This is a genomic window from Novosphingobium sp. (genome assembly GCF_036733805.1).
Classification (GTDB): Bacteria; Pseudomonadota; Alphaproteobacteria; order Sphingomonadales; family Sphingomonadaceae; genus Novosphingobium.
Genome location: NZ_DAIMZT010000004.1, coordinates 63380 through 78436, shown reverse-complemented (window position 1 = coordinate 78436; position 15057 = coordinate 63380). Strand labels below are relative to the sequence as shown.

General features: G+C 61.4%; 10 protein-coding genes. 1 reads left to right on the top strand and 9 read right to left on the bottom strand.

Annotated features, from left to right (window positions below; translation table 11 throughout):
- Positions 1–16: 16 nt before the first annotated feature.
- The 7 genes from V7D69_RS02225 to gor form a co-directional block, all read right to left on the bottom strand.
- Positions 17–2038: an acetyl/propionyl/methylcrotonyl-CoA carboxylase subunit alpha gene (locus V7D69_RS02225; RefSeq protein ID WP_333604969.1), complete on the bottom strand. Its 2022-nt coding sequence runs from the start codon at positions 2036–2038 to the stop codon at positions 17–19.
- 278 nt (positions 2039–2316) lie between these two features.
- Positions 2317–3369: a biotin synthase BioB gene (bioB, locus tag V7D69_RS02220; RefSeq protein ID WP_333604968.1), complete on the bottom strand. Its 1053-nt coding sequence runs from the start codon at positions 3367–3369 to the stop codon at positions 2317–2319.
- Positions 3370–3460: 91 nt separating this feature from the next.
- A complete protein-coding gene (gene scpA, locus V7D69_RS02215; protein ID WP_324063172.1) occupies positions 3461–5605 on the bottom strand; it encodes a methylmalonyl-CoA mutase in 2145 nt (714 codons plus the stop codon).
- A 91-nt stretch (positions 5606–5696) separates the two neighbouring features.
- Positions 5697–6134: a methylmalonyl-CoA epimerase gene (gene mce / locus V7D69_RS02210; RefSeq protein ID WP_324063171.1), complete on the bottom strand. Its 438-nt coding sequence runs from the start codon at positions 6132–6134 to the stop codon at positions 5697–5699.
- 31 nt (positions 6135–6165) lie between these two features.
- Positions 6166–7347: a beta-ketothiolase BktB gene (gene bktB / locus V7D69_RS02205; RefSeq protein ID WP_324063170.1), complete on the bottom strand. Its 1182-nt coding sequence runs from the start codon at positions 7345–7347 to the stop codon at positions 6166–6168.
- A 24-nt stretch (positions 7348–7371) separates the two neighbouring features.
- A complete protein-coding gene (locus V7D69_RS02200) occupies positions 7372–8898 on the bottom strand; it encodes an acyl-CoA carboxylase subunit beta (RefSeq protein ID WP_324063168.1) in 1527 nt (508 codons plus the stop codon).
- 174 nt (positions 8899–9072) lie between these two features.
- Positions 9073–10419: a glutathione-disulfide reductase gene (gor, locus tag V7D69_RS02195; protein ID WP_333604967.1), complete on the bottom strand. Its 1347-nt coding sequence runs from the start codon at positions 10417–10419 to the stop codon at positions 9073–9075.
- A 208-nt stretch (positions 10420–10627) separates the two neighbouring features.
- Between gor and V7D69_RS02190 the strand changes: the two genes are divergently transcribed.
- Positions 10628–11278 carry an RBBP9/YdeN family alpha/beta hydrolase gene (locus tag V7D69_RS02190; protein WP_333604966.1) on the top strand — a complete coding sequence of 217 codons (651 nt, stop codon included), beginning with the start codon at positions 10628–10630 and terminating at the stop codon, positions 11276–11278.
- Positions 11279–11303: 25 nt separating this feature from the next.
- Here V7D69_RS02190 and V7D69_RS02185 read toward each other — a convergent pair whose 3' ends face one another.
- Both V7D69_RS02185 and pgi read right to left on the bottom strand, forming a co-directional pair.
- The gene (locus V7D69_RS02185; RefSeq protein ID WP_333604965.1) at positions 11304–13538 is read right to left on the bottom strand and encodes a S8 family peptidase; all 2235 of its coding nucleotides are present in this window, start codon (positions 13536–13538) and stop codon (positions 11304–11306) included.
- Positions 13539–13653: 115 nt separating this feature from the next.
- Positions 13654–15057: glucose-6-phosphate isomerase (pgi, locus tag V7D69_RS02180; RefSeq protein ID WP_333604964.1), on the bottom strand; the 1404-nt coding region annotated here is incomplete at its 5' end.

The window sequence follows — 15057 nt, the reverse complement described above, 5'->3', positions numbered from 1 at the left end:
CGCGAGCGAACGCAAATCATTCCATTTCGAGAATGATCGCGTCCACGGCCAAGCTCTCTCCAGGCTGGGCGTTGACGGATTTGACCACCCCCGCCTTTTCTGCACGCAGGATGTTCTCCATCTTCATCGCCTCCACCACTGCAAGCGGCTGGCCCACCTCAACCCTATCACCCTCGTTCACATGCAGCGCGACGAGCAGCCCCGGCATCGGACAGATCAGGTAGCGCGAAAGGTCCGGCGGGATCTTTTCGATCATATGCCTGGAAAGGTCGGCGATGCGTGTGGGGAGGCAATCCACCTTGTGCACCGCGCCGCGGGTGCTGATCCTGAAACCGGTGCGCGTAACGTCAAGCTTGATGCCGATGTCCTCCCCACCGATCTCGGCAGCGATGAAGCGGTCACCTGGAGTATATTCCAGCGTCAGTTCCACCTCGACACCATTGACGGTGACCGCATCCTCATCAATCTGAACCTCGTAAGGCGTTTTCTCGATGGTTACCGTCCAATGCGAAGGCGGATCGAGAGGGTGAGCAAGCTGGCCATCGACCCGCCGCGCGCGGTCCGCGCGGGCGGTAGCCACAAAAGCTGCCACAGCGGCGAGCTTCACCTTGAGTTCCTCCGAAGCGGGCGCGCCCTGGAAACCTTCGGGATACTCTTCGGCGATAAAGCCGGTGGTCAGGTCCCCGGAGCGGAAGCGGGGATGCTGCATGATGGCGGAGACGAAATCTATATTATGACCCAATCCCTCGATCTCGAAGGCATCGAGCGCGGCAATCTGCCGATCCGCCGCCTCGCCGCGGGTCTGAGCCCAGGTAATGAGCTTGGCGATCATCGGATCATAGAACATCGAAACTTCGCCGCCTTCGTAGACGCCATCGTCCACGCGCACCCCATCCACGCCCCTGCGGCCATTCGCCGCGCCGTCATCAGTCCAGCCATCGACGGGAGGCCGATATCGCACCAAGCGCCCGGTGGAGGGCAGGAAGCCGCGATAAGGGTCTTCGGCATAGACGCGGTTCTCGATCGCCCAGCCGTCGATCTTCACGTCCGCCTGCGTCATCGCCAGCTTCTCGCCGGCGGCGACGCGGATCATTTGCTCGACAAGGTCGATGCAGGTGATGCACTCAGTGACGGGGTGTTCCACCTGCAGGCGCGTGTTCATTTCAAGGAAGTAGAAGCTCTCACCTGTCGGGTCCGCGCCTGAAACGATCAGTTCGACAGTGCCGGCCGAATAGTAGCCCACCGCGCGAGCCAGCGCGACGCATTGCTCGCCCATGGCCTTGCGCATCTTCTCAGTGACGAACGGCGACGGCGCTTCCTCGACCACCTTCTGGTGGCGACGCTGGATCGAGCATTCACGCTCGTTCAGGTAAAGAATGTTGCCGTGCTTGTCGCCAAGGATCTGGATCTCGATGTGGCGTGGATTGAGGATGAACTTCTCGATGAAGACGCGATCATCGCCGAAGGAGTTCAGGCCCTCGCGCTTCACGCTCTCGAAGCCCTCGCGCACATCCTGCTCGGTATAAGCCAAGCGCATGCCCTTGCCGCCACCGCCGGCCGAAGCCTTCATCATTACCGGGTAACCGATCTCGTTCGAGATGCGCACGGCGTGCTCCGTATCCTCGATCTCGCCGACATAACCGGGCACGACGTTGACGCCGGCCTGCTTGGCGAGTTTCTTGGACTCGATCTTGTCCCCCATCGCCGCGATCGCGCCCACCGGGGGCCCGATGAACGCGATGCCTTCCGCCGCCAGCGCCTCGGCAAAGGAAGTGCGTTCGGACAGGAAGCCGTATCCGGGGTGGACAGCTTCAGCCCCGGTCTGCTTGCAAGCGGCGATGATCTTGTCAGCGATGAGGTACGACTGGGCAGCGGGGGCCGGACCGATATGCACCGCTTCATCAGCCATCCGCACAAATGGCGCGCGCGCATCAGCGTCGGAATAGACGGCCACAGTCTGGATACCCATGCGATGCGCAGTCTTGATGACGCGGCAAGCGATCTCGCCCCTGTTTGCGATGAGGATCTTTTTGAACACCTCGTAGTACCTCCCGCCTCAATCGCCGTGTATGAAAATGCCGGCGTTAAACATCAAAAACAGCAAAGCCAGGTAGCGACGATCGCGGTCGCTCACAGGTGTCGGCCGCCGTTCCCTCCATCGTCATACTGCACTTGCTCAAAGGCTGTCACGCTGCGTTGACAGAGCGCTCGGGGTATCTCCGATGCGAACGGCGTGACCGGACCGTCCGGCCCCTCGACCACCCGCTAAGGGGACGGTTCCCGTTTCCATAGCGGGGAGGATTTTGAGAGCCATCTTCACCCGGCCGCCTCCAGCCTTGCGCACCCCTTCGGCATCCGCTGAGCGTCCACCTCGGCTTGCGTCTGCTCGATGGCCATCGCCTTCAACCCCAGCCGCGCGAACATCGCCGCGTCGCTGTCATCACCCGCGTTGGGCGCAGTCAGCAGTTTGTCGCCGGTGAAGATCGAGTTCGCGCCGGCCAGGAAGCACATTGCCTGCGTCATCTCGGACATCGACTCTCGGCCCGCAGACAGCCGCACCATCGAAAGCGGCATGGTGATGCGTGCAACGGCCACCGTGCGCACAAATTCCACATCGTCGATCTTGGCCATCGGCGTGTCGGCCAGCATGTCGCCCAGCACCGTGCCCTTGACCGGGACCAGAGCGTTGACGGGCACGGACTGCGGGTGATCGGGCAATGTCGCCAGCGTGTGAATGAAGCCCACGCGATCCCCCCGCGTCTCACCCATGCCAACGATGCCCCCCGAGCAGACATTGATCCCCGCCATGCGCACGTTCGACAACGTGTCGAGGCGGTCGTCCATCGTGCGCGTGGTGATGACTTCGCCATAGCGCTCAGGCGAAGTGTCGATGTTGTGGTTGTAGTAGTCGAGGCCCGCCTCGGAGAGCATGTCCGCCTGCTCTGGTGTGAGCATGCCCAGCGTCATGCAGGTTTCAAGCCCCATGGAGCGCACGCCCTTCACCATCTCGATAATGGCGGGCATGTCGCGATCCTTGGGGTTGCGCCAGGCGGCGCCCATGCAAAAGCGCGTCGAACCGTTGTCCCGTGCCTGCGCCGCGCGCTGGAGGACCTGCTGCACTTCCATCAGCTTGGTCGCCTTGACCCCGCTGTTTGCTGAGACCGACTGCGAACAATAGCCGCAGTCCTCCTGGCAACCACCCGTCTTGATCGAAAGCAGCGTGGAAAGCTGCACTTCGTTGTGCGGATGATGAGCCCGGTGGACCTCCGCTGCCCGGAACACCAGTTCGGTGAACGGCAGGTCGAAGAGCGCGGCAATCTCCTCGCGAGTCCAGTCATTGCGGGGAGTTGTGGCGGGCGTGTAGGTCATAATCATTCCTCAGGCAGCCGGAACGCACTTCGCGGCCAACGCTCGGCCATAGGCCGAACCGCGCCGTCGATCCAGCATCCTGCCCGCTCCCCTACTCCGCCGCGGCCAACCCGTCGACCGGCGGCATGTTGTGGCCAAGCAGGCGCAGCATGTCAGCCGCACATTCCACCACGTTCGAACCGGGGCCATAAATACCTTGCACGCCGGCCGCGCGCAGGAACTCATAGTCCTGCGGCGGGATCACGCCGCCGGCGACGACTTTGACATCCGGCCGCCCCGCATCGCGCAAATGGCCTATCAGCTCGGGAATCAGCGTCTTATGGCCCGCTGCGAGCGAACTGGCGCCCACAGCGTCCACGCCCTTTTCCACCGCCAATTGGCAAGCTTCCTCGGGTGTCTGGAACAAGGGGCCGCTGGTCACGTCGAAACCCATGTCCGAAAAGGCGGAGGCGATGACATTAGCTCCGCGATCATGGCCGTCCTGGCCCATTTTGGCGATAAGGACGCGGGGTTTGCGATCGAGACGCCGAGTAACTGCCTCGACCCCGTCAAGCACCTGTTGATAGCGGCTGTCGCCCGCATAAGCGGAGCCGTAAACGCCTTTCACAGGAGTGGGAAGCGTACCATGACGACCGAACACGGCTTCCATGGCGTCCGAAATCTCGCCCAGCGTGGCGCGATGGCGTGCAGCCTCGACGGCCAGCTCGAGGAGGTTGGCGTTGCCACGCGCGCCTTCGGTAAGCGCCCGGAGCGCCGCCCGACACTTGGACTCGTCACGGCTCGCCCGCACTTTGTTGATTCGGGCGATCTGCGCTTCGCGCACCACGTGATTGTCGACCTCCAGTGTTTCCAGATGGTCTTCCTCGGCGAGCCGGTATTTGTTGACGCCGACGATCACGTCATCGCCCTTGTCCACTCGCGCCTGGCGGGCTGCGGCCGCTTCCTCGATCATCGCCTTGGGCCAGCCCGCCGCCACGGCCTTCGCCATGCCGCCTTCGGTCTCGACACGCTCTATGATCTCCCAGGCCCGATCGACCAGTTCCTGCGTCAGCGCCTCGATGTAGTAGGAGCCGCCCAGGGGATCGACGACATTGCACATGCCGGTCTCCTCCTGAATGACGATCTGAGTGTTGCGCGCGATGCGGGCCGAGAAGTCGGTCGGGAGCGCGATCGCTTCGTCCAGCGCGTTGGTATGGAGCGATTGAGTGCCGCCCAACATCGCCGCCATAGCCTCGATCGTGGTGCGGATCACATTGTTGTAGGGATCCTGCTCCTGAAGCGACACGCCCGAGGTCTGGCAGTGAGTACGCAGCATCTTGGAGCGTTCCGACTTGGCGCCCAGCTTGGTCATCACCCGGTGCCACAGCACGCGCGCGGCGCGCAGCTTGGCCACTTCCATGAAGAAGTTCATGCCGATCGCGAAGAAGAACGAGAGGCGCCCGGCAAATTTGTCGATGTCAAGCCCGCTGGCGACGCCGTACTTCACATATTCCATGCCGTCAGCGATGGTGAAGGCCAGTTCCTGCACCTGCGTCGCCCCGGCTTCCTGCATATGATAGCCGGAGATCGAGATGCTGTTGAATTTCGGCATGTTGGCCGAAGTATATGCGAAGATGTCCGAGATGATCCGCATCGAGGGCTCGGGCGGATAAATGTAAGTGTTGCGGACCATGAACTCCTTGAGGATGTCGTTCTGAATGGTCCCGTCGAGCTGTTCGGTGGCGACGCCCTGCTCCTGACCGGCAACGATGAAGAAGGCAAGGATCGGAATCACCGCGCCGTTCATCGTCATCGAGACTGACATCTGATCTAGCGGAATCCCGTCGAACAGGATCTTCATGTCCTCCACGCTGTCAATCGCCACGCCGGCTTTACCGACATCGCCGACGACGCGAGGATGATCCGAGTCATAGCCGCGGTGCGTGGCGAGGTCGAAGGCCACAGACAGCCCCTTCTGCCCTGCCGCCAGATTGCGGCGGTAAAAGGCGTTCGATTCCTCCGCGGTGGAAAAGCCGGCGTACTGGCGGATCGTCCAGGGGCGGCCCGCATACATCGAAGCGCGCACGCCGCGCGTGAAGGGGGCGAAGCCCGGCAGGCCCGGATCGGTCTTCACGTCTTGCGCGGTGTAAAGCGGCTTGACCGCGATACCCTCAGGCGTGTGCCAGGTCAGGTCCTTGCCCTTGACCTCCTTGTCCGCCGCTGCCTTCCACGTTTCGATCGTCGGCTTGTCAGTCACCTTGCCATCTCCGTTCGTCTCGAGCGAAGTCGAGAGACGATTTGTGAGGCCGGACGTGTCTCGACTTCGCTCGACACGAACGGCGCGTGAATCAATGCGCGCCCTTGGGCGTTTCCATGATCTCAGTAAGCTGGCCACCCATGTCTTTTGGATGGACAAAGAAAATCAGCGTTCCGTGAGCACCGATGCGCGGCTCGCCAAGCACTCGCTTGCCTAGACTTTCAAACCACTCTTTTGCCAGATGGATATCGGGCACTTCATAGCAGATGTGGTGCTGCCCCCCGAGCGGGTTCTTTTCCAGCCACTTACCGACCGCCGAGTCCGGCGACGTCGGCTGGAGCAGTTCCACCTGGGTGCCGACCGTGCCGTTCTCTCCCGGCGTATTGACGAAACAGACGCGTACCTGCTGGCTTTCGAGCACGAAAGGCTCGGTTATGTCGGTAGCGCCCATCACATCGCGATAAAATGCGATCGCGACATCAAGGTCCGGTGTGGCGACGCCGATATGGTTCATCCGGCCTAGCTTCATGGATATCTCTTCCTTCAGGAGCAGCCGCCCTTCACCCGCAGTTCTCGATGACCATGGCGATGCCCTGGCCGCCCCCGATGCACATGGTAATCAGGCCATATCTGCCTCCGATGCGCTTCAACTCATAAGCCGTCTTGACGGTAAGGATCACGCCGGTCGCACCGATCGGATGCCCCAGAGAAACACCCGAACCGTTGGGATTGGTCTTGACCGGATCAAAGCCCAGTTCTTTGGCAACGCCGCAAGCCTGAGCGGCGAAAGCCTCGTTGCTTTCGATCACGTCGATCTGGTCCAGCGTCAACCCTGCGCGCTTAAGCGCCACGGGCACCGCCTTGACCGGCCCAAGGCCCATTACGCTCGGCTCCACGCCGGCATGACCCCACGCCAGGATCTTTGCCATCGGTTTGAGGCCCTTTTCAGCGACCGCCTTGCCGCTGGCGAGTATCACTGCACCGGCGCCGTCATTAAGACCCGAAGCATTACCGGCCGTGACCGTGCCGTCCTTCTCGAACACGGGTTTCAGGCTTGCCATGCTCTCCATGGAGACATCGGCGCGTGCATGTTCGTCGGTATCAACGACAACTGTGCCCTTGCGGGATTTCACTTCAACCGGGACGATCTGTTCCTTGAAATAACCGTTGGCAATGGCGCGAGCCGCTCGCCGGTGGCTTTCAACTGCGAGCGCATCCTGCTCTTCGCGGGTGATCTGGTATTGCCGCGCCACGTTCTCCGCAGTTACGCCCATGTGGAAGCCCTCGAAGGGATCATGCAAAGCACCCAGCATGGCATCTTCGAACACCACATTGCCCATACGCACGCCGTTACGTGTGCTGCTGGCCATGTGCGGCGCGTTGGACATGGATTCGGCGCCGGCGCCGATGGCAACATCGTGCTCACCCAAAGCAATGGCCTGCGCGGCCGAGATGATGGCCTGCAAACCCGATCCGCAAAGACGGTTGACGTTCATCGCCTGGGATTCGATGGGCACACCCGCATTCACGGACGCCACACGGGAAATGTACGCGTCCTTGGGTTGAGTCGAGATGACGTTGCCGACCACCACGTTCTGCACGTCAGACGCTGCTATTCCGGCGCGCGCGATCGCCTCTTTCATGACGATCGCGCCCAAATCAGCCGGTCGAAACGAAGCCAGCGAGCCGCCGAACGAACCGATTGCAGTGCGCGCACCGCTGACAATGTAAATGTCTTCCATAACGTTCCTCTTGGATCAACTCGCTCAGAGTGGGATGTTGTCGTGCTTCTTCCAGGGGTTTTCGAGCTGTTTGTTGCGCAGCTTGCGAAGCCCCAGGGCGATGCGGCGCCGGGTGGAGTGCGGATAGATAACTTCGTCGATGTAGCCTCGGCTGGCGGCCACGAAGGGGTTGGCGAAGCGGTCCTCGTATTCCTTGGTCTTCGCGGCAATGCCCGCCGCATCCAGGCCGCGGAAGATGATCTCCACCGCACCCTTGGCGCCCATCACGGCGATTTCAGCGGTCGGCCAGGCATAATTGAGGTCCCCGCGCAAATGCTTGGAACTCATGACATCGTAAGCGCCGCCATAAGCTTTGCGGGTAATGACGGTGATCTTCGGCACAGTCGCCTCGGCATAAGCGAACAGGAGCTTGGCTCCATGCTTGATGATGCCGTTATGTTCCTGGTCCGTGCCGGGAAGGAAGCCGGGCACGTCAACGAAAGTCAGGATGGGAATATTGAAGGCATCGCAGAAACGCACGAAGCGCGCGGCTTTTTTCGAGGCATTGATGTCCAGCACGCCAGCCAGCACCATCGGCTGATTCGCCACCACGCCCACCGTCCTCCCCTCGATACGGCCGAAGCCGCAAAGGATATTGCCGGCGTGCATCGGCTGAACCTCGAAAAACTCGCCCTCGTCCAGAGTCTTACGGATCACTTCATGCATGTCGTAAGGCTGGTTGGCGGAGGGTGGAACGATCGAGTCGAGGCTCTGCTCCATGCGATCCCACGGGTCGGCGCAAGGTCGTTCAGGCACCGCCTCACGGTTCGAACTCGGCAGGAAATCGATGAAATCGCGCGCCGCCAACAGCGCTTCGATATCGTTCTCAAGCGCGAGGTCGGAGACGGAGGTCTTGCTTGAATGCGTGACCGCGCCGCCCAGTTCCTCTTGAGTCACGATCTCGTTCGTGACAGTCTTGACCACATCGGGGCCAGTGACGAACATATAGGAGCTGTCCTTCACCATGAAGATGAAGTCCGTCATCGCCGGCGAATAGACAGCGCCGCCGGCACATGGGCCCATGATGAGCGAAAGCTGAGGAACGACGCCTGATGCCAGCACATTGCGCTGGAACACATCGGCATATCCTCCGAGCGAGGCGACGCCTTCCTGAATCCGCGCTCCGCCGGAGTCGTTCAGGCCGATAACCGGCGCGCCCACCTTCAGCGCTGCATCCATAACCTTGCAGATCTTCTGCGCATGGCGGGCCGAAAGGGAGCCGCCAAACACCGTGAAGTCCTGGCTGAAGACATAAACGAGGCGGCCGTTGATCGTGCCCGATCCGGTGACCACTCCGTCTCCGGGGATCCTCTGTTCCTGCATGCCGAAATCGATGCAGTCATGCTCGACGTAGAGGTCCATCTCCTCAAAGCTGCCCTCGTCGAGCAGAACCTCAAGCCGCTCACGCGCGGTTAGCTTGCCCTTCGCATGCTGCGCATCGATGCGCTTCGTGCCGCCACCCATCTTGGCGGCAGAGCGGCGCTTTTCCATCTCGGCGATGTTTGCTGACATCCGGCTTCCCTCGTCCGCAGTGGTTCCAGCATCGAATGCTGCGTCCGCTAAGGCAGGATGGAGCCTTCGGTCAACAATTTTAAGCGCGCGATTAAACTATCAAGGTGTCTCCGCCGTGTCACAAGGCGGAAAACGTACTTTCCCTGGGGCTGTGAAAAGCAGCAAGGCGGCCACTTACTTCAATAGCACAAGCTCTTCTGCCATGGTCGGATGAATAGCAACGGTCGCGTCGAAATCGGCTTTGGTCAGCCCGGCTTTCACCGCCACCGCCGCTGCCTGCATGATCTCCGGCGCGTCCGGTCCGATCATGTGAATCCCGACGACACGGCCAGTCGATGCCTCGCAGACCATCTTGTAAAGCGCCCGCTCGTTGCGATGCGCGACGACATTCTTCATCGGCCTGAAGTCGCTGGTGTAGACCTTGATGGCCCCAAGACGATCGCGCGCCTGCGCTTCGGTCATGCCGACGCCCGCGATCGGCGGATGACTGAACACCGCCGATGGAATGCATGAATAATCAATCGTCGTTGGTGTATCGCCGAAAACGGTGTCGGCAAAAGCCTGACCCTCTCGAATGGCGACTGGCGTGAGTTGCACCCGATCCGTGACGTCGCCCAGAGCATAGATATGATCCACGCTGGTCTTTGAATACTCGTCGACCTTGATGGCGCCCTTGTGATCCGTTTCGACGCCGACGTCTTCCAGGCCCAGCCCGTCGATATTAGGCAAGCGCCCCGTAGCGAACATCACGCAATCGACTTCGAGCGGTTCGTGATTGGTCATGTGAACCACCAACGAGCCGTCCGCGTTCTTCTCGATCCTGCGAAATTCGGCGTTGAATCGGAAATCGATGCCCTTGGTGATCGATATTTGCAGCAGCCGATCGCGCAGACTTTCGTCATAGCCGCGCAGCAGTTGATCCGATCGATTGATGAGCGTCACTTTCGCTCCGAACTCGTTGAATATCCCGGCGAACTCGTTGGCGATATAACCCGCGCCGGCAATCAGGATGCGCTTGGGGATGGAATCGAGGTGGAACGCCTCGTTTGATGTGATTCCCAATTCGTGTCCGGGGCATGACGGCACATGGGGCCGCGCCCCGGTGGCGATCAGGATATAACGCGCCGTTTTCTTTTCGCCGCTCGACAGAGTGATTTCGTGCGGCCCGGTGATCGTGGCTCGTTCATGAATGATCTCGACGCCGTGATTCTCCAGCGTCTGCGTGTAAAGGCCGTTCAGGCGGTCCACATCGCCCAGCACATTGTCGCGCAGCTTGATCCAGTCAAACCGGCACTCTGGAATATCCCAGCCGAAATGTTTCGCATCTTCCAGATCTTCAGCGAAATGGGCGCCATAGACGAGCATCTTCTTGGGCACGCAGCCGCGGATCACGCATGTGCCGCCGACCCGGTACTCTTCCGCCACCGCAACTTTGGCGCCATGCGCCGCCGCCACGCGGCTGGCACGCACGCCGCCGGACCCAGCGCCGATGGTGAAGAGATCGTAATCGTAGTCGGCCATGCGAATGCTCCTGTTACGCGCTTCAGCGGTCCGCGCGCATATGGGGCATGGACGAACGGATTGCCAACCGGCTTCCAGCAGCATCCCGAACGCGGATCGCCGCGCGAAGCGGTCTCATCATCGCATTTTGCATTGTCTATCTTTATAATTGAGAATAGATGGAGCAAGTCGCTGCCATCGGACAGCGGAAGCAGGCCGGAGAAACAGGATGGCTCGATCGAATCCCCATTTAGCCGAGGCGCAAAATCCTCTCGTTCTGCTTGTTCCGGGGCTCGACGGCAGCGGCCCCGGCCATTGGCAACGACGCTGGGCCGAGGAGATGGACGATTGCCGCCTCGTCGATCTGGGCCAGTGGGCGACTCCTCACAGAAATACCTGGATCAATCGCCTGAACCTCGCGGTTCATCGGGCAGGTCGCCCGGTAGTCCTGGTCGCGCACAGCCTCGGCTGTCTGCTCACCGCCTGGTGGGCCAAGTTCGAGCAGCCCAGCTTGTCTGCGCAAGTCAAAGGCGCCCTTCTTGTCGCGCCTCCGGAAGTGGATTTCTTTCCCCGCGACGACCGGCTTACCGGCTTCTCTCCGACGCCAGACGGCCCGCTGCCGTTTCCGACAATCCTTGTCGCCAGCCGCAACGACCCCTGGATCGGCTTTGACACCGCGAAACTGCTGGCGCGCCGCTGGGGCAGCCGCTTCGTGGACGCCGGCAATGCCGGGCATATCAACGCCGATTCCGGTCTTGGCAGCTGGGATGACGGGAAGCACTTGCTCGCGGATCTGCTGGGGCGTCCCGTTGCGGCTGCGACAAGAGATGGCATGCGTCATCGCAGCGAAACGCCGGATGGCCTTGAAGGTCGTCCCTGAACCAAACTGTGCGCCTAAACAGCAATCAAGGCAGGAAAAGCCGCCAACTTCCCAGCGCGCGGACGTTGCCGGCGCCCAGGGTGCCGGCCAGTCCCAGGCGCAACTGCGAACGAGGCCCGCCGCGTTCGTAACCGAAGGTCAGGAGCGGGTTGACATGTCCGGAGAAATTGACCCGCCGATTATCGAATAGCAATGAACGGCTGGCAAGGTCATAGCTCGACCCAACCGTATAAGTGCCCTTGCCGGCGATAACAGTCAGCGGTTGCACAAGGCCGAGGCTTATCCGGCCGCCCATCCCAGCACGGCTTGCGGTCATCCCGAACCGATTGGTCAGCATCACGTCGGCATGCGTCAACAGCATGTCCTCCGCTATTTTGAGCCGCGTTGCACCGATGCTCGCATAGCTGCCCAATCTCCATCGGCCGAGAACCACATCCTGCGCGGCTTCGAGAAACAACGTTCGCGCGCCGTCGCCGAAGCGCAACGCACCGCTGCCAGTGGGCGTGCCGAAGACCGTGCCTTGTTCGTCCAATACCCCCGCCTTGAGCACGGTGCCCTTGCCCCGCCAGGACGCCACCGCGCCGTTGGCCGATCCGTAACTTGCCCTGCCGCCCACAGCCTCAAGGCCCAGCAGGCCGCCGGCAAGAGGATAGCGTGCCCCAATGGCGAGGTTGGCGACTGCCGAATAGGCGAAGACCGCGTCCGAGCTGGGCGCAAGGCCCACGAACTCATCAGCGACCGAATCGCTGGAGTTGAGCGATGCGATGAACCATGCCTTGCCGCTGCGAGCCGCCACGCTGGCGTTGGTAAGCACCGTGCCCACCTCATCCGCGCCAGGACCCGCGCGCAGCCGTGTGTAGCCGGCCTGGGCCTGCAGCGTCGGTGTGTCGATCGAGGCGCTGCCGGCGTTTGCCTGCACTTGCATGCGCCGATCGAGCCAGACCCGATCACTGCCGGGCTGAACCACCCGCCCTGACAGATCACCACGGAAATCGCGGCCATAGGCATCCAACACCGTGATCTGCTTCAACGCCGTATTCCTGATTCCGGCAACGCCTATCGGCCCCGGCACGACCATGACGGAGGATCCGGCCGAAGTCTGCGCAACCCCGTTCGAGAGCGTGGGATTTACCGGCGACAGCGCCGCCTGCACGTCGATCAGGCCATGCCCGAAAACCGGATCGACCCCAGGCGCTCCGATATCGCGAGCGGTGTTGACAATGATTTGCCCCGCTTGGATCCCGGTGAGCTGCGGCCATTTGCTTAGGATCAGCGCCGCAAGCCCGCTGACCTGCGGCGTGGCGGAACTGGTGCCGCTGAACCAGACGTAGGAACCGTCGACGGCCTGGGTCGCGTTGGTGCCCATGGCCGCCACGCAGTTGTTCATCGCGGCGCTGCCGCACTGGTTGGAATAACTGGCCAATTGATAGCTCGTCTGCGTGCCTTCCAGGGCAACGACGAAGAGCCAGCTTTGCGCATTGCCGGAATTGAGATCGAGGTAGCCAACCGCATTGGCGGCGCTCTCATTGCCCGCGGCGTTCACGAACAGACCACCGGTTTTCTGGTAATTGGCAACGGCCTGCGACCATCCGGGGCTGGGCGTTTGCGCATCGAGCTTGGCGACGGAGGCGTTGATGACCTTGATGCCAAGGCTGCCCGCATAGTCAACCGCCTGGGTAAAGCCGACACCCAGCGTCTCCTGGTCACTCGGATTAGTGGCGTCAAGGTTCGTGGCGCTGATCCGCAAGGCGACGATCTGCGCCCCCGGCGCCATGCCTTGAACGCCGACTCCGTTATTAGCGGCAGCGATGACACCCGCAACCATCGTTCCATGGTCCGAATAATTATCGCCAATGACATTGCGCTGGGTGGTCACCCCGTTCTGAGTGACTGTTCCGAAGTCCCGGCTCAGACTGGAAATCTTGCCGTGAAGTTCGGAGACTTCCTTGACCCCGTCGTCAAGGACCGCGACGTTGACACCTTGCCCCGTCCAGCCATGATCCAGCGCATACAGCTCGTTAACGTATTCGAACGAGACGTAATTTTGGCGATATTCGGTATCGTCCTGACTGGAACGGACCGGCTGTTGATTTTCCGGTGTGATAACGTAACCGGGCGGCGGGGTTGAGGTTGGCGTGGGGGTGGGGGTCGGAGCAGGTGCGGGAGCGGGCGTCGAATTGATGCTTCCACCTCCGCCGCCGCATCCCGCCAGCATCATCGCCAGCGCACCGGCAATCGCTGCATTGCGCCCCCGCACCATCAATCGTCCCCCGGAAGCTGAGCCTCACGCTCATGTGCAAAACCAAATGGTCTCGCAATATTTGCCGCACAATCCCTTCGAAGTCACTAAGCCGGCCGGCCAGCGCGGTCGCCGGTCAGCTTATTCCCGCCAACTTGAGAAGCGCCTCCGTTGACGGATCGAAACAGGCGCCTCCGCTCTCGATCTGCTTGGCGATCTCCTTGCCTAGTTCGACGCCGAACTGGTCAAAAGGGTTGATGCCCATAAGCACTGCATTGGCGAAAGTGCGATGTTCGTGAAAGGCGATCAACGCGCCGAACGTGGCCGGACTGACTTCGTCCAGCAGGATCGTCGTGGAAGGACGATCGCCGGGATAAGCGCGCGCCGGATCCTCGCTCGCCTTGCCCGCCATCAGCGCAGCCCCTTGCGCGAAACAGTTGGAAAGCAGAATGTGATGATGCGCCGGTGCCAAATCGTGGCCGGGAGCGATAGAGGCGATGAAATCCACTGGAACCAGGTGGGTCCCTTGATGGAGCAGTTGAAACACCGCGTGCTGAGCGTCAGTGCCCACCCCGCCCCAGGTGATCGGCGCGGTCGGCCCACCAACCGGTGAACCGTCTACCTTTACCCGCTTTCCGTTCGATTCCATCTCCAGTTGCTGAAGATAATCCGGCAGCAATGCCAAGCGTTCGTCATATGCAAAGACAGCGCGCGTCTGGCAACCGCGCAGGCGCGTGTAATACTGGTCGGCAAAGGCCGCGCGCAACGGCAGGTTAGCCACACCGTCAGTGTCGCGAAAATGCCGGTCCATCGCCGCGGCGCCTTCCAGCAATTCGGCGAAATCCGGCCAACCCAGCGCCATCGCGACCGGAAAGCCGATTGATGACCAAAGCGAGTAACGTCCCCCCACACTTTCTGAAAAAGGCAGGATGCGCGTCTCGTCCACACCCCAGGCTATCGCCTTTTCGGGCGCCGCCGTCAGGGCCACGACGCGACCATAAGCATCCTCCACGCCATTTTCGCGCAGCCAAGCGATCGCGCTTTCGGCGTTCGTCATGGTCTCTATGGTCGTGAATGTCTTGGAGGCGATCGCCAGCATCGTCTTGGTCGGGTCGCAGGCCGCGAATGCCTGCTCCAAAGCGCAACCATCGATGTTCGAAATGACATGAACGTGCACCATGGCGCCATCCCGCGCCAAGGCGCTGACGGCGAGAGCGGGGCCCAGCGCCGAACCGCCTATGCCGATGTGAATGAGGTGCTTCACCTCTCCCATCGCACCCCGGTGAATGGCCTCGACTATGGCCGCCATGCGATGATGATATTCGGCCGCCTGCCTTACGCTCTCATCCTTGCCGACGCCGCGCTGAGCGGTGTGCTCGGCAGCGCGGCCTTCGGTGGGATTGACGATGTCACCGGCGAAAAGAGCCTTTCGGCGCCCGACGAAATCCGTCAACCGGGCCAGCTCCTCGAACGCCGCGACGTGCGCCGCATCCAGATGGGTTTTCGACCAGTCAAAGCGAATGGCGCAGGAGTTTTCCTC

Excerpts from the sequence above, each read along its gene's own strand:
- V7D69_RS02185 (WP_333604965.1), bottom strand. The coding sequence starts at position 13,538 with ATGGTGCGGGGGCGCAATGCAGCGATTGCCGGTGCGCTGGCGATGATG.
- V7D69_RS02200 (WP_324063168.1), bottom strand. The coding sequence starts at position 8,898 with ATGTCAGCAAACATCGCCGAGATGGAAAAGCGCCGCTCTGCCGCCAAG.
- bktB (WP_324063170.1), bottom strand. The coding sequence starts at position 7,347 with ATGGAAGACATTTACATTGTCAGCGGTGCGCGCACTGCAATCGGTTCG.
- gor (WP_333604967.1), bottom strand. The coding sequence starts at position 10,419 with ATGGCCGACTACGATTACGATCTCTTCACCATCGGCGCTGGGTCCGGC.
- bioB (WP_333604968.1), bottom strand. The coding sequence starts at position 3,369 with ATGACCTACACGCCCGCCACAACTCCCCGCAATGACTGGACTCGCGAG.
- mce (WP_324063171.1), bottom strand. The coding sequence starts at position 6,134 with ATGAAGCTAGGCCGGATGAACCATATCGGCGTCGCCACACCGGACCTT.
- V7D69_RS02190 (WP_333604966.1), top strand. The coding sequence starts at position 10,628 with ATGGCTCGATCGAATCCCCATTTAGCCGAGGCGCAAAATCCTCTCGTT.